Here is a 23,035-nt window from a genome sequence, read left to right as displayed (position 1 = left end):
CCTTCGGGAAGTTCACGGACCTGCGGGGGTGCACCGCCCGCCGGTCGCTGAAGTGAACGCGGCCAGGGTCAGGCCTTCTTGGTCTCCCAGAAGATCTTGTCGATCTGGGCGATGTAGTCCAGAGCCTTCTGGCCCGTGGCCGGGTCCGACGAGCCCTTGGCGGCCGAGAGGGCCTTCAGGGTGTCGTTGACCAGCTGGTGCAGCTCCGGGTACTTCTCGAAGTGCGGCGGCTTGAAGTAGTCGCTCCACAGCACCGAGACGTGGTGCTTGGCGAGCTCGGCGCGCTGCTCCTTGATGCCGATGGCACGCGTCTGGAACTGCGGGTCGTCGTTGCCGGCCATCTTCTCCTGGACGGCCTTGACCGACTCGGCCTCGATGCGGGCCTGGGCCGGGTCGTACACGCCGCAGGGGAGGTCGCAGTGAGCGCTGGCCTTCACCTTGGGGGCGAACAGGCGGGAAAGCATGTAGCTGTTCCTTCCTCGTGATCGTCTTCTCGGGTGCGACATTACTCCGTGAGCAACGGCTTTTCTCGGGTGCCCCCGGCGGCTTAGGACAAAAGTCCTGGGTGGGACCGGGACCCGTGCGTCTGGTGGAGGATGGGACCGTGAAGGGCACCGGGCCTGCGGGCCGGCGGAAGCAGCGGTGGGAACCGGGGAGGTTTTCTGATGCCCGAGGCGGTCGAGGAGATGCGCGAGGCGAAGGTGCCGTTTCAGATCATTGAGGTGGAGGGGCCGTCCATGGTTCCGACGCTGTACCCCGGTGACTGGATGCTGGTGCAGCACGGCGCGCGCGTGCGGGCCGGTGACGTGGTCGTCCTGCGCCACCCCTTCCAGCAGGACCTGCTGGTGGTGAAGCGGGTCGCCGAGCGGCGCGAGGGCGGCTGGTGGGTGCTCGGCGACAACCCGGGCGCCGGCGGCGACAGCACCGTGTACGGCGTGGTGCCGGACGAGCTGGTGCTCGCGAAGGTGCGCGGCAGGCTGCGGCGCCGCAGGCCGTGGGCCGAGGGGGAGGGTCAGCGCTCGGTGTCGGCCGTGCTGTCGTGGGTCCTCTCGGCGGTGCGCCCCGTGCTGTCGGACCGGTCGGCCTCCAAGCGCTTGCGGGCGCGGTAGGCGGCGACGTTGGCGCGGGTCGCGCAGCGGTCCGAGCAGTAGCGGCGCGAGCGGTTGGTGGACGTGTCGAGGTAGGCGTTGCGGCAGGGCGTCGCCTCGCACAGGCCGAGGCGGTCCACGCCGTACTCGGTGAGGTGGAAGGCGAGGCCCATCGCGGCGATCGCGGCGTAGCCCGCCGTCGCGTTGGACGGGTGGTCCGCCAGGTGCAGGTGCCACAGCGGGCGGCCGTCGTCGTCGCGGTGGTTGTGGCCGGAGATCTGCGGGCTCACCGGGAACTCCAGGAGCAGCGAGTTCAGCAGGTTCACCGCGAGTTCCTCGTCGCCGCCGTCGGCCGCGTCGAACACCGCGCGCAGCCGCCCCCGTACGCCTCTGAAGCGGGTCAGGTCCGCCTCCGTGGCGCGGCGGGCCGCCTCCTTGTTGGCGCCGAAGAGCTCGCGCACCGCCTCCACGGAGGTCAGGGAGTCCTTGCTGCGCTCCGGCTCCTCGGTGTTGACGAGGCGCACGGCGTAGTCCGAGTAATAGGCCAGTTCCACTTGTAGTCCTTACCGGGGCGCTCTATCGTCGTCTGAAGCGAGGGTAATACTCGCTTCCGGGTTAAGGGTATTACGGGAGGCTGCATGTCCGAGACCGTCGCCAACACTCGTACCACCGACTGGCGGGCCTGGCAGGAGAGCTGGGACCGGCAGCAGGAGTACTTCATGCCGGACCGCGAGGAGCGGTTCCGGGTCATGCTCGACATGGTGGAGGCGTTCGCCGGGCCCGAGCCGCGGGTGCTCGATCTCGCGTGCGGCACGGGGAGCATCACGGACCGGCTGCTGAAGCGGTTCCCCGGGGCCACCAGTGTCGGTGTCGACCTCGATCCGGCGCTGCTCGCCATCGCGCGGGGGACGTTCGAGGGGGACGAGCGGGTCGCGTTCGTGACCGCCGACCTCAAGGATCCGGGGTGGACCGGGGCGCTGCCGCACGACACGTACGACGCGGTGCTCACCGCCACCGCCCTGCACTGGCTGCACTCCGAACCCCTCGCGACGCTCTACGGTCAGGTCGCCGGGCTCGTCCGCGACGGCGGCGTCTTCATGAACGCGGACCACATGATCGACCAGACGACGCCGCGGATCAATGCGGCGGAGCGGGAGCTGCGGCATGCGCGGATGGGCTCCGCCAAGGCCGGTGGGGCGGTGGACTGGGCGCAGTGGTGGGAGCTCGCCGCGGCGGATCCGGTGCTGGCCGGGCCGACGGCCGAGCGGTTCGAGATCTACGGGGAGCATGCGGACGGGGACACGCCGTCGGCGGCCTGGCATGCGGAGGCGCTCCGCGCGGGTGGGTTCGGGGAGGCGAGGGTCGTGTGGGCGTCGCCGTCCGATGCGATGGTGCTGGGCGTGAAGTGAGCCCCCGCGGCGAGGGCGTTGCGGTCGCGGGGCGCTGCCCCGGACCCCGCTGCTCAATCGCCGCAGGGGCTTGATGTGGGGCGCTGCCCCGGACCCCGCTGCTCAATCGCCGCAGGGGCTTGATTGGTGCACTGTTGGGCTCTAACGCCCGGCTCTACAGCACCTTCGACAGGAACGACTGGGTGCGTTCCTGTCGGGGGTTGGTGAGGACCTCGCGGGGGTCGCCGGATTCGACGACCACGCCGTCGTCCATGAAGACCAGGCTGTCGCCCACCTCGCGGGCGAAGCCCATCTCGTGGGTGACGACGACCATCGTCATGCCGGACTCGGCGAGGTCGCGCATGACGTCGAGGACCTCGCCGACCAGCTCGGGGTCGAGCGCGGACGTCGGCTCGTCGAAGAGCATCAGCTTCGGTTCCATCGCGAGCGCGCGGGCGATCGCGACGCGCTGCTGCTGGCCGCCGGAGAGCTGCGAAGGGTAGTTGCCGGCCTTGTCGGCGAGGCCGACGCGGTCGAGCAGCTCCTGCGCCTTCGCGCGGGCCTCGGACTTCGACTGCTTCTTGACCTGGACCGGCGCCTCCATGACGTTCTCGAGGGCCGTCATGTGCGGGAAGAGGTTGAAGCGCTGGAACACCATGCCGATGTCGCGGCGCTGCAACGAGACCTCCCGGTCCCGCAGTTCGTACAGCTTGTCGCCCTGCTGCCGGTAGCCGACCAGGTGCCCGTCGACGTAGAGCCGGCCGGCGTTGATCTTCTCCAGGTGGTTGATGCAGCGCAGGAACGTCGACTTGCCCGACCCCGACGGGCCGATGAGGCAGAAGACCTCGCCCTGCTTGACCTCCAGGTCGATGCCCTTGAGGACTTCGACGTTGCCGAAGGACTTGTGCACGCCCTCGGCCTTGACCATCGCGTTCACAGGTCATCGCCTCCAAGCGGACAGCGAAAGCATGTTGGCCTTCACCTTCTGCCACGGTGTGTTCGGCAGCTGCCGCGACGTGCCCCGCGCGTAGTAGCGCTCGATGTAGTACTGGCCGACGCTCAGGATCGAGGTCATGACCAGGTACCAGGCCGCCGCGGTGAAGTACATCTCCACCGGCGCGCCGGACTGCTGGCCGATGTCCTGGGCGTAGCGGAAGAGTTCGTTGAACTGGACCGCCGCGACGAGCGAGGTGGTCTTCAGCATGTTGATGAACTCGTTGCCGGTCGGCGGCACGATGACCCGCATCGCCTGCGGGATCACGATGCGGCGCAGCGTCTTGGAGTGGCTCATGCCGAGCGCGTGGGACGCCTCGGTCTGGCCCTCGTCGACGGACATGAGGCCCGCGCGGCAGATCTCCGCCATGTACGCCGCCTCGTTGAGGCCCAGGCCGAGGAGGGCCGTGAGCAGCGGCGTCATGAAGGACGACCAGTAGTCCTTGTAGATCGGCCCGAGGTTGATGTACTCGAAGACCAGGCCCAGGTTGAACCAGATGAACAGCTGGACCAGGACCGGGGTGCCGCGGAAGAACCAGATGTAGAACCAGGCGATCGAGCTGGTCACCGGGTTCTTCGACAGGCGCATCACGGCGAGGGTGATGCCGCCGACCACGCCGATGAGCATCGACAGGATGGTCAGGAGCAGGGTCTTGCCGACGCCCGTGAGGATGCGGTCGTCGAAGAAGTACTCGGGGACCGTGCCCCACTGGATCTTGCCCTGGCCGAACGCGTAGACGATCGAGCCGAGGAGCGCGAGGGCCACGACCGTCGCGATGTAGCGCCCGTAGTGCCGGACGGGGATCGCCCTGATGGCCTCCGGCGAGGCCGCGGGCGGCGGCGTGTCCTCGGGGCCGCCGCCCGTCTTCTCTATGTCAACTGACACGGATCTTGCCTTTCAACGACTTCACATGGACGGTTCGTGCCGTCACTTGCCGCCGTTGACAACGGCGGACTTCACGGCGCCCGCCTCGACGCCCCACTTGGCGATGACCTTGTCGTACTCGCCGTTCTTGATGATCGCGTCCAGCGCGGCCTTGAGGGCGTCGCGCAGTTCCTTCTGGTCCTTGGAGACGGCGATGCCGTACGGGGCGGCCTCGACCTGGTCGCCGACGATCTCGAAGTCCTTGCCGCCGCCGGAGGTCTTCACCGCGTACGCGGCGACCGGGAAGTCGGAGGAGCCGGCGTCCGCGCCGCCGGAGCGCAGGCGGGTCTGGGCCTGCTGGTCGTCGTCGAAGGACTGGATGCCGAGCTTCTTGCCGGACGGGCACTTCTTGGCCTGCGACTTGGCGAGGTCGTGGGAGACCGTGCCGCGCTGCACGACGATCTTCTTGCCGCAGAGGTCGTCCCAGGTCTCGATGGACTGGGTCTTGCCCTTCGGGGTGTAGATCGAGACGCCCGCGTTGAAGTAGTCGACGAAGTCGACGCCCTCGCCGACCTTCTTGCCGGTGTCGGAGTCGACACCGTCCTGACGGTCCTTGGTGTCGGTCATGGCCGACATGGCGATGTCGTAGCGGTTCGACTTCAGGCCCGTGATCAGGGTGTCGAACGTGCCGTTCTGGAACTCGAACTTCACGCCGAGCTGCTTGCCCATCGCCTTGGCGAGGTCGGGGTCGATACCGATCGCCTTGCCGGACTTGTCCTTGAACTCGACGGGCGCGTACGCGATGTCCGAGCCGACCCGGATGACGCCCTTGTCGCGGATCTCCTTGGGGAGCTTGTCGGCGAGCGGCGCCGAGTCCGAGCTCTTGGTGCTCTCGTCGGACTTCGTCTGGTCACCGCAGCCGGTCAGCAGCAGAGCGCCGGCGACCGCGATCGCGCCGACCGCGGCTATCCGGGACTTCGCGGACTTCGCGGTCGTGCGCTGAGTGGTGCTTGCGGTCATGGTTGGTTCCTCCGGCCGGGAGTGGGAGTTGCCGAGCTGGTCGCCTTGGCACGCGCCTTCGGGTGTCGCGACCTCGTGTGATGAGGCATCTTGCCATTCGGACTCGGCTGTTCAGGGGGTCAGCCATGTCAAAATCGGATAACAGGTGACTCAAGACGGCCAACATCCGCGCGCATCACGGTGCATGGAGGCCACATCTTCTGCGGATCCGGCGCGCGACGGCCGGAGGATCTCCTGTGCCGCGCCCGCTGTCTCACCATTCGGTCGGACTTCCAGGGCTTTGGGCGGCCGACCTGCGGACTTGTCCAGATATTCGGCTATGAGTCATGTCACCGAGGCGTGATCGATCACGGGTGGGCTCGTGCCCGGCACGGTCCGTCAGGTAAGAAGGATCCTTACACCCCTCATCCGGGGCTCAGGGCGCGCGTGCGGCGCGCCCGTCGTGTACGTGCCCATGGGCCTGCCCGCAACAGGGTCGTCCGGCGCGCACACGGTGCCCGCCCGTTCCTCAATCAGGGACGGATCCACCCTCAACCTGTGCAACACATGACTTAAGGGGTCAGAAAAGTGGCAGCGGAGATCGTCAACCCTCGCAGCGACGCGAGTACCGGCAACGAGGGCTCCGACGAGCCCTTCGATCCGGCCTTCGCGCTGCACCGTGGCGGCAAGATGGCCGTGCAGGCCACCGTGCCGGTCCGCGACAAGGACGACCTGTCCCTGGCGTACACGCCCGGCGTCGCGAAGGTGTGCAGCGCGATCGCCGAGCAGCCGGAGCTCGTCCACGACTACACGTGGAAGTCGAGCGTCGTGGCCGTCGTGACGGACGGCTCGGCCGTCCTCGGACTCGGTGACATCGGTCCCGAGGCCTCCCTCCCGGTGATGGAGGGCAAGGCCATTCTCTTCAAGCAGTTCGGTGGCGTGGACGCCGTGCCGCTCGCGCTCTCGACGAACGACGTCGACGAGATCGTCGACACCGTCGTGCGCCTCGCCCCGTCCTTCGGCGGCGTGAACCTCGAGGACATCTCGGCCCCGCGCTGCTTCGAGATCGAGAAGAAGCTCCAGGAGCGCCTCGACATCCCGGTCTTCCACGACGACCAGCACGGCACCGCCGTCGTCACGCTGGCCGCGCTGAAGAACGCGGCCCGGCTCAGCGGGCGCACGCTCGGTGAGCTGCGCGGCGTGATCTCCGGCGCCGGCGCCGCGGGTGTCGCGATCGCGAAGTTCCTCCTGGAGGCGGGTCTCGGCGACGTCGCGGTCACCGACCGCAAGGGCATCGTCAGCCGGGACCGCGAGGACCTCACGCCGGTCAAGCGCGAGCTCGCGGAGATCACCAACAAGGCGGGCCTGTCCGGTTCGCTGGAGGACGCCCTCGCGGGCGCCGACGTCTACATCGGCGTCTCCGGCGGTACGGTCCCCGAGCCCGCGGTCGCCTCCATGGCGAAGGGTGCCTTCGTGTTCGCGATGGCCAACCCGACCCCCGAGGTGCACCCCGACGTCGCGCACAAGTACGCGGCCGTCGTGGCGACCGGCCGTTCGGACTTCCCGAACCAGATCAACAACGTGCTCGCGTTCCCCGGCATCTTCGCCGGTGCGCTCCAGGTCCGGGCCTCCCGGATCACGGAGACGATGAAGATCGCGGCGGCCGAGGCGCTGGCCGCGGTGGTCGGGGACGAGCTGTCCGCCGAGTACGTGATCCCGTCGCCGTTCGACGAGCGCGTGGCGCCGGCCGTGACGGCGGCGGTGGCCGCCGCCGCCCGTGCCGAGGGCGTGGCGCGCCGCTGACACCGGGCGCGTTTTTCGGTCGAGGCCCCGCCGTTCGGCGGGGCCTTTTCCGTGTCCGTGGCTACGGGACGTGTGTCACAGGCGGCGGTGGTTCCGCGCGCTGGGCACGGCGCCTATCGTCAAGGTCATGTTCGCCGCCTACGCTGCCCGCATCGATCGTGATCAGCCGCTGAACGGCCTGGAGTTGGGGGAGCGGCCCGCCCCCGGGAACCGGCCCGGCTGGACCACCGTGAACGTCAAGGCCGCCTCCCTCAACCACCACGACCTGTGGTCCCTGCGCGGGGTCGGCCTGGGGGAGGAGTCCCTGCCGATGATCCTCGGCTGCGACGCCGCCGGGATCGACAGCGAGGGCAACGAGGTCGTCCTGCACTCCGTGATCGGCCAGAGCGGATACGGGGTCGGGCCGCGCGAGAAGCGCTCCATCCTCACCGAGAAGTACCAGGGCACCTTCGCCGAGCAGGTCACCGTGCCCGAGTGGAACGTGCTGCGCAAGCCGAAGGAGCTCTCCTTCGAGGAGGCGGCCTGCCTGCCGACCGCCTGGCTCACCGCGTACCGGATGCTCTTCACCAACGCCGGGGTACGTCCCGGTGACTCGGTCCTCGTGCAGGGCGCGGGCGGCGGGGTCGCGACGGCCGCGATCGTGCTCGGCAGGGCGGCGGGCCTGCGGGTCTTCGCGACCAGCCGTGACGAGGCGAAGCGGAAGCGGGCGCTGGAGCTGGGGGCGGTCGAGGCCGTGGAGACGGGGGCGCGGCTGCCGGAGCGCGTCGACGCGGTGATCGAGACCGTGGGCGCCGCGACCTGGTCGCACTCCGTGAAGTCGCTCAGGCCGGGCGGGACGCTGGTCATCTCGGGCGCGACGAGCGGGCCGAACCCGCCCGCGGCGGAGCTGAACCGGATCTTCTTCCTCGAACTCAAGGTCGTCGGCTCCACGATGGGCTCCAAGGACGAGCTGGAGGACCTGCTGTCCTTCTGCGCCGCCACGGGGGTCCGGCCGGTGATCGACGAGGTGCTGCCGCTGGACAGGGCGCGGGAAGGGTTCCAGAAGATGGCCGGGGGCGACTTGTTCGGGAAGGTCGTACTGACAGTCTGAGCCGGTGAGGGGAGGGGCGTTGCGGCGATGGGCCGGGCGCCCCTTTTTTCTGCCCCGGTTGTCAACCGGGGTTGACGATGAGAGCCGCGTCAACCTACATTGACACCATGACCGAGGCAACGGATCTCGCCGAGCAGGCGGGGGCCCGCGATCCGCGGGTCGGGCTGCGAGCGGTCGCCGCGCTGCGGCGGCTCCTTGAGCAGCTGGAAGCGGTACAGGTGCGCAGTGCGCGCAATCAGGGCTGGTCGTGGCAGGAGATCGCGGCCGAACTGGGAGTCAGCCGGCAGGCCGTGCACAAGAAGTACGGGAGGCGATGACGGTGTTCGAGCGGTTCAGCAAGGGTGCGCGGGACGTGGTGAAGGGGGCCTTCGCGCACGCCGAGCGGGAGCGGGCGGAGAGCGTCGACGAGGGCCACATGCTGCTCGCGCTCCTCGACGGCACCGGGACGCGCGGCTCGTTCGCGCTCGGTGCGCTGGGGGCGGGTACGCAGGAGCGGCGTACGTCGATGGGGCGGGCCCTTGCGCTCGCCCGGCGCAGGGCGGGCCTTTCGCGGGCCGACGCGGAGGCGCTGGCGGGGCTCGGGGTCGACGTCGAGGAGATCGTCGCGCGCGTCGAGGAGGCGCACGGCGAGGGGGCGTTGACCGGTGGGCGGCGGGTCGGTGGGCGGCGGCGGACGCTCACGCGTGAGGCGAAGGGGGTGCTGGAGTCGTCCCTGCGGATCGCGCTCGCGCATCGTGACCGGGTGATCGGTGACGAACACCTCCTCCTGGCGATTGCCTCCCGGCCGGGGGTCGGGGCGGAGGTGCTGGCGGAGCACGGGGTGCGGGTGGAGGGGTTGGAGCGGGTGCTGTACGGGGGCGGTGAGGCGGCGGCCGGGTGAGGGTCCCTGTGCGGGGCCCTGTGTGGGGTGCGGGTGCGGTGCCGGGGGTCCCGGTGCCGCGCCGGGGTGGGGGCCGCCCGAAGGTGCTGCCCGCACCGGGGTGCCGCCTTGCCCACCCTGCCGCCCTTGGCGGCAGATTGCCCAAGGCGGGGTGGGGTGGGGTGGCGCATTGCTCAAGGCGGGGCGGGGTGGGGTGGCGGATTGCGCAAGGCGGGGCGGGGTGGGGCGGCGGATTGCCCAAGGCGGCGAGATTTCCGCCCGTCCGCCGCCGTGCATTTCCAGCCCCTCCGGCGTTTGAGGAGCGGGGTCCGGGGCGGAGCCCCGGGGTGTGTGGCACGGGTGGGCGCCCCCGTTATCCCTTCGGGGAGCGGAGCGTGGACGCGATGTGGGTGGCGGCCTCCGTCAAGTGGGTGCGGATCGACCGGAGTTGCGCGTCCGTGACGCCCCCGTCGCGGGCCGAGTCGCGGATGTCGTCACGGAACCGGTCCAGGAGCCGGTCCAGGTCACGCGCCGGGTCACCCGTGGCGTCCTCCGACGCCCACGACGGCACGTAGTCGACCGGCACCTCGTCGGACGGCGGCCGGTACTGGGGCTCCGCCGGCTTCCCCCAGGACTTGCCGAACTCGCCGAACTCCTTCGCCAGTTCGGTCAACCCCTCCCGCACCCCGGTCGGCCAGTCGCCCCGCGTGAAGTGGTCCTGCACCTGGTCCTGGACGCGCCGCGCCATCCGCTGGAAGTCCTCCGCGGCCTGCGCCCGCACCTGGTCCTGCGTCTCCTTGGCCTGCCGCCGTGCCCGCTGGGCCTCCTCGCGGGCGCGACGGCTCTCGTCCTTCGCGCGCCGCGCCTGCTCCTTCCACTCCTGCTTGGCGCGCCGCACCTCCTCCTTGGTGGTGCGCCACGCCTCCTTGTCCGTGAAGTCCGTGAAGTCGGAGGCGCCCGCCCGGTTCTGCGACGCGGCCGCCCGCACCTCGCGGCGCAGATCGCCCGCCGCGCCCCGCACGTCGTCCCGGATCTCCGCCGCCAGCTCGGCGACGGACTCGCGGATCTCCAGCTCCAGGTCGGCCAGTTCGCCGCTGCGGTCCGCCAGCTCGGCCCGGCCCGCATCGGTGATCGCGTAAACCTTCCGGCCGCCCTCCGTGGTGTGCGTGACGAGGCCCTCGGACTCCAGCTTGGCCAGGCGCGGGTAGACCGTGCCGGCCGAGGGTGCGTACAGGCCCTGGAAGCGCTCTTCCAGCAGGCGGATGACCTCGTACCCGTGGCGCGGCGCCTCGTCGAGGAGCTTCAGCAGGTACAGGCGCAGGCGGCCGTGGGCGAAGACGGGAGGCATGTCAGAGCACCTTCTTGTCGGAGGGGCCGGCGGCGTCCTGCGGGCCGGGGGTGGCGTCCTGCGGGGCCGGGGCGGCATCGCTCCCGGCGGGGCCCGGTGGCTCCTCCTCGGAGGGCGGCCTGCGCAGCAGGGCGATCGAGCCCGAGACCGTCGTCGCCTTGAGCTTGCCGGTGCCCGCCCCGAGGCGACCGGTGATCTTGTGGGCGCCCCAGGCGCCGGACACCCGCAGGTCCTCGAACGCGTTCGACACCGCGCCGCTCGCCGTGTTCGCCTCGACCTCCGTGTCCGCCGGGTGCGGGATACGGATGGCGATCTCGCCGGAGATGCTGGCCAGGCTCACGTCCGTGGGCCCCGACGGGTCCAGGTCCACGATCATCGAACCGCTCACCGTGTCCGCCTTCACGAAGGAGCCGGAGCCCTCGACGACGGTCAGGTCCCCCGACACCGAGTTGAACCGCAGGTCGCCGGTGACCGCCTGCGCCTCGACGCCCCCGGAGACCGTGCTGGTGCGCACCGGGCCCGTGACGCCGACGAGTGTCGTGTCACCGGTGACGCCCTTCACCTCCGTCGACCCCTCCAGGCCGGAGACGACGGCGCCCGCGCCGACCACGCCGACCTCGACCCGGGTCCCGGCCGGGACCGCGAGCGAGACGACCGCGCTGCGGTGCCACTCCTTGCGGTCGAGCCACTTGAGGAAGCCCTTCCAGGGCAGGTCGTCGTACCCGACGGTGAGGGTGCCGTCCTGCTGCGTCACCCGCAGCGGGGGCCCCTCGATCTCCGAGACCTCAAGGCGGGCCGCGCCCTCGGTCGTCCCCACCACGTTCACCGCGCCGCTCACGACACGTACCTGCAGCGCCGACACCGGCTCGTCGAAGACGAGTTTCCGCGGCTCCGCGACGGACCACTCGGGCATGGTGCGACCTCCTCGACGCTCGGGAGCGAACGCGCCATATCGCGTCCTCCGTCAAACACGATATATCGCGGATCCGGGAAGTCAAGACTGTCGCGGAAGTTCCCCTCCGTCACCCCTCCCGGGCGGTCATGTGCTGCGGAAACGCCCCGGATTGCCTAGTTTTGAGGTCATGTCGTCCGTCGAACCCGCCGGTGCGCTGCTCCTCTGCCGCGCCGAACCGACCGTCGTGGCCCCCGCCGCCCAGCTGCTGCGCGAGCGGATGCTGCTCACCCGGTCCGGCCCCGAGTGGAGCGTCCTCGTGCCCGAGACGAAGCCGTGGCTGTCCCTGGAGGACGGCGGCGGCGAACCCGTCGACCGGGTGCTCGGCGGCTGGGCGGGCGCGCTCGCCGTCGGCGCGACCTGGCCGGTGCTCGCGCTGTGGTGGGACGCCGACCGCAGCGGATTCACGCTGGCCTCGGGGTTCCGCCGCCCCGTCGGCTACGAGTGGCTCGCGAACGGCACCCCGGTCGGCGAGGGCGAGGCGCTGCGCACCTTCGCGGCCCGCCTGGGCCTCGACCCCGTACTGGACCTCCAGGCCCTCGAAGCGCTCGCGAAACCCGACAGCGAGGCGGACGCGCGCGCCCGCATGCTCGGCCTCCTCGCCGTCCTCGACCGCGCCGGACTCGTCCTGCCCACCGGGCTGACCCCGGGCGAACCCGCCGACCGGCTGCGCGAGGTCGCGCGGATCCAGCCGGACGCGCGGCAGATCACCTGGTCCGGCTGGCGCGACGCCGTGCACGCCGAACTCGACGTCGTGGAGGCCACGAGCGTCGGCCCCTGGCTGCGCGGCCCCCGCGCGCGCTGGCTCGCCGCCGCCCAGCTCGCGGCCGGGCTGCCACTGACCGCGTACGGCCTGCGGCGCCGCAGCGGCGGCTGGATCACCGCGGGGTCGCTGCTCCTGCTGCACGGCACGCTCGGCTTCGCGTACGACAAGCTCCGCGCGGGGCGGGACTGAGGGCTCCGCGCGGGACGCGGCTGATCAGCTCCGCGCGCGGGAAGCGACCGGCCGGCGGCCGCGACCCGCCCTGCGCACCGCCGTCGGGGGCGCGACCCGCCCTGCTCCTACTCCTCGTCGTCGTCCTCGTCGTCGAGCCGTGCCAGCCACGTGGCGAGGCGCTCCACCGGTACCTCGAAGTCCGGGTTGAGGTCGACGAACGTTCGCAGCTGCTCGGCGAGCCACTCGAAGGTGACCTCCTCCTCGCCGCGCCGCTTCTCCAGCTCTTCGATGCCGCGGTCCGTGAAGTACATGGGGCTGTTCTCCTGCGTGCGAAGCCCGCGCGGGTGCGCGGGCGGGGTGTGACTGCTCACCCAGCCTATGGGGACCGCGGGCATCACGGCCTGCCCGAGGGGTAGCCCCCGCCCAAGCTGGGAAGGACCCTTGTCCCGCAAGGGGAGGTCACGGGGGAACGGGGAACGGGGGAGCGGTATGGAGCAGGAAGTGACCAGGGTCGCGCGGATCGCGCTGCCGGACGGGACGCCGGTGTGGGCCCGGATCTCCGGGTCGGCCGAGGAACTGGGCGTGCGGAGTGGTGAGTTGTCGTTCTCCGACACCGGGTTCACGGACCGCGTGGAGGCCGGCGTCGAGAGTCTGCACGGGCTCGTGACCGGGGTCGCGCGCTCCCTCGCGGGTCCGCTGCGCGCGGTGCGCCCCGACGAGGTGAGCGTCGAGTTCGGCGTCGAGCTGACCGCGAAGGCGGGCAAGGTCGTGGGGCTGCTCGCGGACGGGGAGGCCAAGACGGCCATCAAGGTCACGCTGACCTGGAACGACGGCCCGCCCGACCTGGAGAACCCGCAGGATCCGGCCACCCGCGCGGCCACGCCCCCCGGCGCCCCGCCGGCCACGCCACCCGCCCCTCGCGCGGCCACGGGCGCATCACCCGGCGCCACGGCGCACGGCGGAGGCGATCCGACCGTCGCCGGGGCGGGGGCATGACACCGGGGTACGACGGGGGCGCATCGGGCAAGCGGGATGCTGCCCTCCTTGCACTGCGTGAACTCGTCATGGCGTCGACCGTGCGCATTCATCGCACGGGCGCCGGGTATGCAGCGGACGGACCCGAAAGCTTCGTCGGGAGCGGCTTCTTCGTCGCCCCGAACTGGGTGCTGACCTGCGCACACGTGGCGCGTGGCCAAGAAGGGGGCGAGCTGGCGGTGGCCTACGAGACCGGACCGGGACGCGGCACGTCCCTCGTCCCCGCGGAGGTCGTCGCCTCGCTCCCCGAGCACGTCGAGCGGGCGGTGCCCGGCAAGTGGCCCGCCCCCGACCTCGCCCTCGTGCGCCTGCGCGGACCCGTCGACCACGAGTGCGCCTACGTAGCCGAGCGGCCTGCCTCGTACTACAGCGAGGGGGAGGTCTTCTACGCCGGCTGGACCGTGGTCGACGGACGGTTGTGCCGCCTCGACGGGCCGATCTCCGTGAAGGGCACCATCGGCGACTGGTCGTCCGGCGTGCAGCTGCGCCTCGGGGAGAACGACCTGCCGTACGGGATCTCCGGCGGTCCGGTCGTCGATCCGGTGCGCGGCGAGGTCATCGGCGTACTGAAGTCGCGCGCGGAGCACGGGCGCGGGGGCACGTCCATCGGGATCGAGCAGCTGCGCACGCTGCCGGTGCCCGGGGAGGCGGTGCGGGCCGAGCACGACGACCTGTACCAGGCCGTGTGCCACGCCCACGACCGCTACCACCGGGACCGCCAGCGGCAGTCCCGCTCCGACCGCAACACCTGGGCCGACGTGCAGCACCGGCTCGGCGCGCGGCCGGGACGGACGCTGACCGCGGGGGAGCGCGTCCAGCTCCTCGGCCGCCTCGCCGACCTGCCGCCGCCGGTCAGCACGCGCAATCTGCTCGACGTCCTGGACTCGCTCCCGGAGTACGAGGGCGGCACCCCGCTGCCGTCGCCGCGCGGCTGGCGGGACGGGCTCGGGGCCCTGTACGAGGGCGCGCACGACGACGGTGTGCGCGGGCTCGTGCTCGACTACGCGATGCGGGTCCTGGCGGCCGAGCGCCCCTTCGTCACGCCGGGCACGACGGACGCCGAGGACGCCCTGTGGGACTGGGTGCGGCACGCCGCCGAGGGCGGCCTCGACGGGGCGCGCAGGCGGCGCCTGGAGAAGCAGTGGATCGAGTGGACGCGCTCGGGCCGGTCGCGCGGCCCCGTCCGGTCGCACGGGACACCGGGGGAGCCGGCCGCCGCGCGCCCGTACGCGCTGCTCGAACTCGTCGAGCGGGGCTGGGAGCGGGAGCACTGGGACTGGCAGCTGTACGTCGCCCGGCCCGACGGCGCGCGGGAGTGCGTGGGGTACGGGGAGCGCACCCCGACCGACGCCCTGCCGGAGCGGCTCGCCGGGCCTTTCACGGAGGCCTTCCGGCAGTGCGACGAGCCGGGGTGGCCCGCGGTGCTCCAGGTCGTGCTGCCGCACAACCGCCTCGACCTGCCGGTGGACGGCTGGCGGCCGCGGCCCGACGAACCGCCGCTCGGGGTGCGCGGCCCCGTCGTGCTGCGCTGCGGGGACCGGGACCGGCTGACCGGCGAGCGCGGGTTCGCCGAGTTCGGCCCGGCCGCGCCCGAGTCGGACGCGGACCGCGCGGACCGCTGGCGCTGGCTGCACGCGCACGGCGCGCGGGCGGAGATCCTCGACTGCGACGAAGGGATGCCCCAACCGGTGCCGGAGAGCCCGGAGTTGCGCAATCTGTCGCCCGGATCCGTACCAGTGATGTGTCGCTATGGAGAGCACCGCTACGAGGACGACGCGGAGGCGCTGGCCCGGATCCTGCTGGGCGGCTTCGGCGTGGCCCTGTGGCGCCGGGGCCCGGCCCGCTCGGCGGCGGTGTGCGGGGAGTTCCACCGCGGCGCCGTCGTCACCATCGCGGACGCGCGCGGGGCACGGCAACTGCCGGAGCGCGTGCACGAGTTGCGCAGAAAGCTGCTGGCGAGTCGTACGGAGGCGTACTGGGCCGACGGCATCGCCCTGTTCTACGACGACCCGGACCAGCCCCTGCCGGGCACCGGCGAACTCCTGGAGGCGCCGTGACGCCGTCGCGCGCTCGCGCCGAAGGGCCCTTCAGGCCAGCTCGCCGCCGAGCCCTTACAAGCGCCACCAACCATCGATACCGTGAGGCACGTCCCTTCGGCTGCCCTGCTGGACGAGTGACGACGAGGACCGGATCATGACCGAATCCAGTGAGTGGCTCATCTACCGCGGCGCCGGTGAACCCCACGAGGGCCTGGACCGGCTGCCCCCGCCGCCGCCCTGGCGGGACTTCTCGGGGCGGTCCGCCACGGACGCGGCGGCCGGGGCCGACGGCTCCGAGGACCGCAGGCTCGGCGCGCACCGCCACCTCGCGGAGCTGCACCGGCCCGGCGCCGAGGAACTGGAGATGATCAACGCGGCGCTGTATCTGCGCCGCCCCCTGCTCGTCACGGGCAGCCCCGGCGCGGGCAAGAGCACGCTCGCGCACTCGGTGGCGTACGAGCTGGGCCTGGGCAACGTACTGCGCTGGTCCATCGTCAGCCGGTCCACGCTCCAGGACGGGCTCTACCACTACGACGCCATCGCCCGCCTCCAGGACGTGCAGATCGCGGCGCAGGGCGGGTTCGGGTCGGCCGGCGGCTCGCCGGGGGCCGTCGAGGGAATCGGGAGCTACATCCGGCTCGGGCCGCTGGGCACCGCGCTGCTGCCTTCGGCGACGCCGCGCGTGCTGCTCATCGACGAGCTCGACAAGAGCGACATCGACCTCCCGAACGACCTGCTGAACGTCCTGGAGGAGGGCGAGTTCGCGATACCCGAACTCGAACGGGTCGCCGACCGGTTACCGGACGGCGAGGCCGAGGTCCTCACCGCCGACGGCGTGAAGGTCCGCGTCCGCGACGGCCGGGTGCGCTGCAACGCCTTCCCGTTCGTGGTCCTCACCAGCAACGGGGAGCGCGACTTCCCCGCCCCGCTGATGCGCCGCTGCATCCACCTCGAACTCGGCAGGCCCGACCACAACCGCCTCGCCACCTTCGTACGCGCCCACCTCGGCGACGAGGCGGCGCGCGCGGGCGAGGACCTGATCAATCGCTTCCTGGAGCGCTCGCGCAGCGAACTCCTCGCCACGGACCAGCTGCTGAACGCGATCTACCTCACCGACGCGGCCGCCCCCACCAGCCGTGAGTCCTTCGCCGACCTCCTGATCCAGCGACTCGACCGCCCGAGGTGAAGCGGTGACTCCCGACGCGACGGCGCGTCAGGGTCCCGGGGCGCCCTCGGAGACCGGACGCCAGGGCGGCGACCCCGTCGCCGGACTCGTCGCCAGGCTGCGGCGGACCGGCCTGGACCCCGACGCCGAAGGTCTCTGCGACGCGCTGTGGCTGGCCCGGTACGCCCGGCCCCCGGGCGCCGCGCCCGGCCATGACCCGGAGCCCGGCGGACGGCCGCCGCGCGCCGACCCGCGGCCGGCCACCGTGCCGGACACCCCGCACCCCCCGCCGTCCGACCGCGCCCCGGAACACCCGGCGCCCCAGGTGTACGGCGAGGGGGGCGACCGGCGCGTCGCCCTGTACCCCGTGCCGCGCTCCGGTCGCGGCACCGCGCGCGCGGGCGGCCGCACCGCCCCGCTCCCGGTCGGCGTGCCCGCCGCGCCCGCCTTCCCCTCCCCGCTCGAACTCCAGCGCGCCCTGCGGCCGTTGCAGGGGTACCGGAGCGCCGCGCCGCCGCTGCGCTCCGTGCTCGACGAGACCGCGACCGCCGAGCGCACCGCGCGCGCGGGCGGCCTCGTCCTGCCGGTGTTCCGCGCGGTGACCCGCGCCGACGCCCGGCTGCACCTCGTCATGGACGCCTCCTCGTCGATGCGCGTGTGGGACCGGATGTTCGAGGAACTGGAGCAGGTCTTCGGCCGGCTGGGCGCCTTCTGGGACATCCAGGTCAGCTACCTGCACGAGGGCCCCGACGCCGAGGCCGCCGTCAGCCGCAGCCCCGAGCTGTACGCGGCGCCCCTGCACTCCGCCGACCGGCTCAGCGACCCCTCCGGGCGCCAGGTCACCGTCCTCGTCAGCGACTGCGCGGGCCCGCTGTGGCGCAGCGGCCGCGCCCACCGCCTCCTGCACCAGCTGGCCCGCCAGGCCCCCGCCGCCGTGCTCCAGCCGCTGCCGCAGCGCATGTGGAACCGGACCCGGCTCCCGGTCACCTACGGGGAGCTGAGCCGCGGCGAGACCCTGGGCGGCGCCGCCGCCCTGCGCGTGCGGACCGCCGCGGGACCCGCGGCGCAGGCCCGCGCGGGCGCCCTCCCGGTGCCGGTGCTGCCGCCGGAGCCGGTGGCGCTCGGCACCTGGGCGCGGCTGCTCGCGGGCGCCGGCGCGGGACCGGTCGCGGGCGCCGTCGGCTGGGTCAGGGCGGACCAGCGGCCGGCCTCGGCGGGCCGTCAGGCGCAGCGGCCGTCCGTGCTCGAACTGGTCTCCCGGTTCCGCTCCACCGCCTCACCGGACGCGAGCCGGCTCGCCGGGTTCCTGGCGGCGGCCCCGCTCTGCCTGCCGGTGATGCAGCTCGTGCAGCGCACCATGCTGCCCGGCTCCGGCCCCTCCGAGCTGGCCGAGGTGCTGCTCAGCGGGCTGCTCACGCGGGCCAAGGAGGACCACGGGGGCGGCAGCGGCGACGGTGTGCAGTGGTACGAGTTCGCGCCCGGCGTGCAGGAGGCGCTGCTGGGGCCGCTCGGCAGGGACGAGGCCGTGCTCGTCCTCAAGCACTGCTCCGAGTACATCGAGGCCCGCTTCGGCAAGGGCGGCCCCAACTTCCCGGCCCTCGCCCTCGCCCAGCTCGGCGACGGCTCCGACGAGCCCGAGGGGCCCGACGCGGTCCGCCGCCCGGGAGGCAGCGGCTACCGGACACCGGCCACCGTCGACGGCGACAACGGATACGGCGGGCCGGGCGGCCCCGACCTGGTCCCGCAGCCCTTCGCCGAGGTCGCGGCCCGTGTCCTGGAGCGCTTCATGCCGCTGCCCGAACAGTTCGCGCCGTACGGCAGCCAGGGCCACGAAGGACTCACGGAAGCACCGCCCACCCACCCCGCCGTCACCCGCGCCCGCGCGCTCGCCGAGCGCTTCGACAGCGAGCGCATGGTGCAGGACCTCATCGACGCCGTGCAGCTGCTGCGCGGCGCCACCGAGCACGAGTCGCCCGCGGAGCGGGACTTCGAGCTGTGGGCCGAGTACGCCCACTGCGTGCTGCGCCTGTGGGAGGTGCAGGGCGGCGCGGAACTGCTGCGGGAGGCCGAGCGGGCCGCCGAGCGGGCCGCCGCCCACCCGCACGCGCTGCGCGAACGTGCCGTCCTCGCGCGCGTGCTCGCCACCGCCGCCACCGACCGCCGTCGCCGCGGCGACCGGGGCGGCGCGCTCGAACTGCTCCGCAGGGCCGACCGGGAGTACGCCGTGGCCTGCTCGGCCCCCGACCTCGCGGAGCAGGAGGCGCTGCGGCTCACCCTGGAGCGGGTCGCCGCCCTGGACGCACAGTGGCGCCTCGGCAGCGACAGCGCGCTGCTCCAGGGCGCCGTCGGCATGCTGGAGGCCTTCGTGGACACCTGGCCCGACCGCCGGCACCCGCCGGAACTGCCGCTCGCGCACGGCCGCGTCCTGCTCCGCCTCGCCGGTACCTCGGCCGACGGCGAGCAGGCCGTCAAGTACGCGGAGCAGGCCGCCGGTTCGCTGCGCACCGCCCTGAACAGCGAGGCGGAGGACCCCGGAGGGGTGCCGCGGGTGCGGGTGCTGCTCGACCTGGTGGACGCGCTCCTCGTGACCGGTGACGCCCTCGACGAGGCGGCGGCGCGGGTCGACGAGGCCCTCGCGGCCGCCCGCGACCAGCGGCTGCGCGCCGCCGTCCTGCTGCGTGCCGCACGCGTCGCGCGCGCCCGGCACGCCGAGTCCGGCGACCCGCGCGAACTCCAGCAGGCTGCCCGCCACTTCGAGCAGGCCGCGCACTGGATGCCCCGGGACTCCGCGGCGCACGCCGACGCGCTCGCCGAATGGGGCGAGGTGCTGCTGCTCCGGGCGGGCGCCGCGCCGTCGACGCCCGCCGAGCAGGACGCGCTGTCCCGGGCCGTCCGGGTGCTGCGGGACTGCCGCGCCCAGACCCCGGCGGGCAGCGCCCGGCTCGCGCACCGCCTGCTGCTGCTCGGCCGCGCCCTGATGCTGCGCTACCGCGCGCGCGGGGACCGCGTCGACCTGCGCGAGGCCGAGCACCTCCTCGGGCTCGCCGCGTCGGAGGCGGACGACCATCTGCTGGCCGCGCGGAGCTGGCTGGAGCTCGGACAGGTGCAGTTCGAGGTGTTCCGCAGCCTCGGCCGCCCGGCCCGCCTCGACGAGGCCGTCGACGCGTTCCGGTACGCCGCCGAGTCGGCCCGCGGCGCCGAGCGGGAGGCCGATACCGACCGGCTCCGCCAGGAAGCCGTCGTACTCGGCGCGCAGGCACACCACTTGCGGGGTATGTCCTACGAAGCGGCGGCACGCCCGCGCGCCGCCCGGGAGGCCTATCGGGCGGCCCGCGGCGAGTGGGCGAGGCTGCCGGACGACACCGTGACCGGGGGCGGGCCCACGGCGGAGCAGACCGCGCAGCGCCTCGCCGCGCTCGACTGACACCGGCCCGTCGTCGGCCGGGAAAGAGGGGATCGCATGGACGCACAGGACGTACGGGACGCGCACCGGGAACCGGCCGAGCCGGGCCCGGACCTCACCGAGCTGAGCCTCGCCGAACTGCGCACGGCCCAACACCCCGTGCTGGACGAGGTGTTGACGGACCTGCGCGAGCGCGCGGAGCGGCCCGGTGAGATGCTCTGGGGCTTCAACAGCGCCCTCTGAAGCCCCGCGCCCACGCGGGGAGCCGCTTTCGGTCGCCCCGCGCGAGCGAACCGGACAACGTTGAACCCACCACGTTTGTGCCGCGCGCCCCACTGGGAAGGCGCCCCGTACGCGCGAGCCCGTCCTGCGGGCGCACGGCATGGGGGGTACCGGAGTGGCTGGAGTCTCCACGGACGCCGTCACCGCACGGGCACCACGACAACGGACGTTCCCCTTCCGCCAGTTCATCGTGAAGGTGCACGGCCGCTGCAACCTCGCCTGCCGCTACTGCTACCTGTACGAGGGGCCCGACCACACCTGGAGCACCCGCCCCGCCGCCGCGTCGCCCGAGGTCCTCGACCGCACCGCGACCCGGATCGCCGAGCACGCGCGCGTACACGAACTTCCGCACCTCTCGCTCGTCCTGCACGGCGGTGAACCGCTCCTCGCGGGCGCCGCCGTCCTCGGCCGGTTCACGGACCTGGTCCGCGAGCGGGTCCCCGCGGGGTGCGCGGTGCACTCCGTCGTCCAGACCAACGCCACCCTGCTCACCGAACGGCGCCTCACCACCCTCGCCCGGCACCGGGTCCGCGTCGGCGTCAGCCTCGACGGCGGACTGCCCGCCCACAACGCCCGCCGCGTCGACCGCGCGGGCCGCCCGTCCTGGCCCGCCGCCACCCGCGGGGCGCGCCTGCTCGCCGAGCGGTTCCCCGACACGTACGCCGGGATCCTCGCCGTGATCGACCCCGCGCAGGACCCCGTGGAGACGTACGAGTCGCTGCTCACGCTCGGCCCGCCCGCGCTCGACCTGCTGCTCCCGCACGGCAACTGGTCGGCGCCGCCGCCCGGTTGGGAGCCCACCGGGACCGTGTACGGCGGATGGCTGTGCGCGGCCTTCGACCGCTGGTGGGACGCGGGACACCGGGAGACCCGGGTCCGCCTCTTCGAGGAGTGCCTCGCCCTGCTCCTCGGCCTGCCCTCGGCCGTGGAACCGCTCGGCCTCGGCCCGTTCGAGGCCGTCGTCGTGGAGACCGACGGCTCCATCGAACAGGTCGACTCGCTCAAGTCCGCCTACGACGGCGCCGCGTGGACCGGGCTCGACGTCTTCCGGCACGACTTCGACGCGGCGCTCGCCCACCCCGCCGTCGCCGCCCGGCAGGCGGGCGCCGCCGCGCTCGCCGCCGACTGCCGGGCCTGCCCGCTGCTCGACGTCTGCGGCGGCGGCCAGTACCCGCACCGCTACCGCGCGGGGCACGGGTTCGCGAACCCGTCCGTGTACTGCGCCGACCTCCAGCGCTTCATCCGTCACGTGGCGTCGCGGGTCACCGCGAGCGCGGTGCCCGGCGCCCACCCCGAAGGGGACCACCCGTGATGCTCCCGGCGATCCCGGACCACGCCCTCACCGAACTCGGCCGCACCGAAGGCGGCCCCGAGGCCCTCGCGCTGCTCGTCCGTGCCCAGGACACCCGCAGGCTGCTGATGCTGCGCGCCGTGCTCGACGCCACGGCCGACGCCGACCCCCGGCTCTGCCCGGTGCCCGCCCGCAGGCGCCTCAGGGAGGACTGGGCGCTGCTGGAGGCGGCGGACGCCACGACCCGGCGGCCCGCCGACTCACCGGCCCGCGCCCGCGTCCTGCACCCGCTGGTCGGCCCCTGGGCGCAGCGCTGCCTGATCCTGCTGCGCACCGACCCCGCCCGCCCCGGAGCGCTCAAGCGCAGCCGCGAACTCGCCCGGGAACTGGCCCACTTCAGCAACCTCGCCGCCGCGTCCGCCGTCCGCGCGGGCCTCCCCTTCACCGCCCGCCTCACCGCCCGCGACGGCCTCCTCGGACTGCCCTCGCTCGGCGCGCTGCACACCCCGGAGCCCGACGGCACGCCGTACGACGTCACCTTCGAGCACGGCCGGCTGACGATCCGCGGGCGCGGCGCCGCCCCCGTGTGCGTCCGCCCGGAGCGCGGCACCGGAGCCTGGTCCGACGACCCCGCGTGGACGCCCGCCCACACCCTCCCCGCCCTCACCACGGGCGCCGAACCCACCCCGCTCGACGACCTCGACCCCTACCGCGGCGCCGAAGGAGGCACTCACTACCGGGGCGCGGGCGGACCCGCGACCCTCGACGACGCCGCCCGCAAACGCTGGCTCCAGGCCTGGTCGGGCACCGCCGTCGAACTCCGCCTCGGCGGCGAGCAGCGCCTCGCCGAGGCCGTCGCGCTGCTGCGCTGCCTCGTCCCGCTCGACACGCCGCCCGGCGCCGACCCCTACGACGCCACGGCCGGCACGTGCAGCGGCACCCGGCGCGAGGCCTTCGGCGCCGTCCTCAGCAGCACCCCGCCCACGGCGCCGGTGTTCGCCGCGACCCTCGTCCACGAACTCCAGCACACCAAGCTGCTCGCGGTCGCCGACCTCGTGCCGCTCCACCGGGCGGGCGGCGCCGCCCGCTACTTCGCGCCGTGGCGCCCCGACCCGCGCCCCTTCGACGGCCTGCTCCAGGGCGCGTACTCGCACCTGGCGCTCGCCGACTTCTTCCAGCGGCGCGCACTGAGCATCGGCAGGACCGCCGAGCGGGAGTCCGCCTGGGCGGTGCACGCCCGCTGCAAGGCGCAGGTGGGCGCCGCGCTCCCGGCCGTCGTCGGCTCGACCGACCTCACCCCGCAGGGCCGGCGCTTCGTGGACCGCATGGTCGCCACCTACGAGCGGCTCGACGAGCACCCGCCGCCCCGCGGCCACGCCGCCCGCGCGCGTGCCTACGTGGATGCGGCCCGCACCCTGTTCTCGGCACGCCGGATGCGTTCAACGGGGTGATTTTTGCTGCCAGTTGGGGCGAAGATCGGGGCATGAGCGTGAAGGAA

General features: G+C 73.2%; 22 protein-coding genes. 14 read left to right on the top strand and 8 right to left on the bottom strand.

Annotated elements, in window-relative coordinates; translation table 11 throughout:
* Positions 1-68 precede the first annotated feature (68 nt).
* Entirely contained in the window at positions 69-464 is a 396-nt protein-coding gene (sodN, locus tag ACYBSK_RS31305; protein WP_306323441.1) for a superoxide dismutase, Ni, read from the bottom strand.
* Positions 465-665: 201 nt separating this feature from the next.
* On the opposite strand from sodN, the gene sodX reads away from it, so the two are divergent.
* Positions 666-1,109: a nickel-type superoxide dismutase maturation protease gene (sodX, locus tag ACYBSK_RS31300; RefSeq protein WP_457480613.1), complete on the top strand. Its 444-nt coding sequence runs from the start codon at positions 666-668 to the stop codon at positions 1,107-1,109.
* Here the strand turns inward: sodX and ACYBSK_RS31295 are convergent.
* The gene (locus ACYBSK_RS31295) at positions 1,013-1,642 is read right to left on the bottom strand and encodes a CGNR zinc finger domain-containing protein (RefSeq protein WP_457480612.1); all 630 of its coding nucleotides are present in this window, start codon (positions 1,640-1,642) and stop codon (positions 1,013-1,015) included. The genes sodX and ACYBSK_RS31295 overlap by 97 nt on opposite strands.
* Before the next feature lie 84 nt (positions 1,643-1,726).
* On the opposite strand from ACYBSK_RS31295, the gene ACYBSK_RS31290 reads away from it, so the two are divergent.
* Complete coding sequence (locus tag ACYBSK_RS31290; RefSeq protein ID WP_457480611.1) at positions 1,727-2,497, top strand: class I SAM-dependent methyltransferase; 771 nt, start codon at positions 1,727-1,729, stop codon at positions 2,495-2,497.
* Positions 2,498-2,651: 154 nt separating this feature from the next.
* Here ACYBSK_RS31290 and ACYBSK_RS31285 read toward each other — a convergent pair whose 3' ends face one another.
* The 3 genes from ACYBSK_RS31285 to ACYBSK_RS31275 are packed head-to-tail and all read right to left on the bottom strand — an operon-like array spanning position 2,652 to position 5,354.
* Complete coding sequence (locus ACYBSK_RS31285) at positions 2,652-3,413, bottom strand: amino acid ABC transporter ATP-binding protein (protein ID WP_457480610.1); 762 nt, start codon at positions 3,411-3,413, stop codon at positions 2,652-2,654.
* A gap of 3 nt (positions 3,414-3,416) precedes the next feature.
* On the bottom strand, positions 3,417-4,355 hold the full coding sequence (locus ACYBSK_RS31280; RefSeq protein ID WP_460244121.1) for an amino acid ABC transporter permease: 939 nt from the start codon (positions 4,353-4,355) through the stop codon (positions 3,417-3,419).
* A 42-nt stretch (positions 4,356-4,397) separates the two neighbouring features.
* Positions 4,398-5,354, bottom strand: coding sequence for an ABC transporter substrate-binding protein (locus ACYBSK_RS31275; RefSeq protein WP_460244120.1), 957 nt, complete (start codon positions 5,352-5,354; stop codon positions 4,398-4,400).
* A gap of 567 nt (positions 5,355-5,921) precedes the next feature.
* On the opposite strand from ACYBSK_RS31275, the gene ACYBSK_RS31270 reads away from it, so the two are divergent.
* The 4 genes from ACYBSK_RS31270 to ACYBSK_RS31255 all read left to right on the top strand — a co-directional run bounded on the left by ACYBSK_RS31270 (position 5,922) and on the right by ACYBSK_RS31255 (position 9,106).
* Complete coding sequence (locus ACYBSK_RS31270) at positions 5,922-7,136, top strand: NAD(P)-dependent malic enzyme (protein ID WP_457480607.1); 1,215 nt, start codon at positions 5,922-5,924, stop codon at positions 7,134-7,136.
* Positions 7,137-7,263: 127 nt separating this feature from the next.
* Positions 7,264-8,226 (top strand): zinc-binding dehydrogenase, encoded by a 963-nt coding sequence (locus ACYBSK_RS31265; protein ID WP_460244119.1) that lies wholly within the window; start codon positions 7,264-7,266, stop codon positions 8,224-8,226.
* Positions 8,227-8,333: 107 nt separating this feature from the next.
* The gene (locus ACYBSK_RS31260; protein WP_207827323.1) at positions 8,334-8,543 is read left to right on the top strand and encodes a helix-turn-helix domain-containing protein; all 210 of its coding nucleotides are present in this window, start codon (positions 8,334-8,336) and stop codon (positions 8,541-8,543) included.
* A 2-nt stretch (positions 8,544-8,545) separates the two neighbouring features.
* On the top strand, positions 8,546-9,106 hold the full coding sequence (locus ACYBSK_RS31255) for a Clp protease N-terminal domain-containing protein (RefSeq protein WP_460247136.1): 561 nt from the start codon (positions 8,546-8,548) through the stop codon (positions 9,104-9,106).
* A gap of 352 nt (positions 9,107-9,458) precedes the next feature.
* Here ACYBSK_RS31255 and ACYBSK_RS31250 read toward each other — a convergent pair whose 3' ends face one another.
* Together ACYBSK_RS31250 and ACYBSK_RS31245 are read right to left on the bottom strand one after the other, a co-directional pair.
* Entirely contained in the window at positions 9,459-10,433 is a 975-nt protein-coding gene (locus ACYBSK_RS31250) for a PadR family transcriptional regulator (protein ID WP_460244118.1), read from the bottom strand.
* Between the two features lies 1 nt (position 10,434).
* Positions 10,435-11,346 (bottom strand): DUF4097 family beta strand repeat-containing protein, encoded by a 912-nt coding sequence (locus ACYBSK_RS31245; RefSeq protein WP_457480604.1) that lies wholly within the window; start codon positions 11,344-11,346, stop codon positions 10,435-10,437.
* 169 nt (positions 11,347-11,515) lie between these two features.
* On the opposite strand from ACYBSK_RS31245, the gene ACYBSK_RS31240 reads away from it, so the two are divergent.
* Positions 11,516-12,340, top strand: a complete 825-nt coding sequence (locus tag ACYBSK_RS31240; RefSeq protein ID WP_460244117.1) for a hypothetical protein — start codon at positions 11,516-11,518, stop codon at positions 12,338-12,340.
* Positions 12,341-12,447: 107 nt separating this feature from the next.
* Here ACYBSK_RS31240 and ACYBSK_RS31235 read toward each other — a convergent pair whose 3' ends face one another.
* Entirely contained in the window at positions 12,448-12,633 is a 186-nt protein-coding gene (locus ACYBSK_RS31235) for a DUF6104 family protein (protein ID WP_037674049.1), read from the bottom strand.
* A 178-nt stretch (positions 12,634-12,811) separates the two neighbouring features.
* Here ACYBSK_RS31235 and ACYBSK_RS31230 point away from each other — a divergent pair, with 178 nt between their 5' ends.
* The 7 genes from ACYBSK_RS31230 (at position 12,812) to ACYBSK_RS31200 (ending at position 22,988) form a co-directional block, all read left to right on the top strand.
* Positions 12,812-13,318 (top strand): CU044_2847 family protein, encoded by a 507-nt coding sequence (locus ACYBSK_RS31230; RefSeq protein WP_460244116.1) that lies wholly within the window; start codon positions 12,812-12,814, stop codon positions 13,316-13,318.
* Positions 13,319-13,398: 80 nt separating this feature from the next.
* On the top strand, positions 13,399-15,414 hold the full coding sequence (locus ACYBSK_RS31225) for a VMAP-C domain-containing protein (protein WP_460244115.1): 2,016 nt from the start codon (positions 13,399-13,401) through the stop codon (positions 15,412-15,414).
* A 136-nt stretch (positions 15,415-15,550) separates the two neighbouring features.
* Positions 15,551-16,582, top strand: coding sequence for an AAA family ATPase (locus tag ACYBSK_RS31220; protein WP_460244114.1), 1,032 nt, complete (start codon positions 15,551-15,553; stop codon positions 16,580-16,582).
* A 4-nt stretch (positions 16,583-16,586) separates the two neighbouring features.
* Entirely contained in the window at positions 16,587-19,985 is a 3,399-nt protein-coding gene (locus ACYBSK_RS31215) for an SAV_2336 N-terminal domain-related protein (protein WP_460244113.1), read from the top strand.
* 36 nt (positions 19,986-20,021) lie between these two features.
* Positions 20,022-20,207 carry an FxSxx-COOH cyclophane-containing RiPP peptide gene (gene fxsA, locus ACYBSK_RS31210; protein WP_460244112.1) on the top strand — a complete coding sequence of 62 codons (186 nt, stop codon included), beginning with the start codon at positions 20,022-20,024 and terminating at the stop codon, positions 20,205-20,207.
* Between the two features lie 154 nt (positions 20,208-20,361).
* Positions 20,362-21,558 (top strand): FxsB family cyclophane-forming radical SAM/SPASM peptide maturase, encoded by a 1,197-nt coding sequence (locus tag ACYBSK_RS31205; protein ID WP_460244111.1) that lies wholly within the window; start codon positions 20,362-20,364, stop codon positions 21,556-21,558.
* Complete coding sequence (locus tag ACYBSK_RS31200) at positions 21,558-22,988, top strand: aKG-HExxH-type peptide beta-hydroxylase (RefSeq protein ID WP_460244110.1); 1,431 nt, start codon at positions 21,558-21,560, stop codon at positions 22,986-22,988. The genes ACYBSK_RS31205 and ACYBSK_RS31200 overlap by 1 nt, the downstream gene beginning before the upstream one ends.
* Positions 22,989-23,035 lie beyond the last annotated feature (47 nt).

The organism is Streptomyces sp. BYX5S, assembly GCF_054724165.1.
This window is presented reverse-complemented; position numbering and strand designations above follow the sequence as displayed.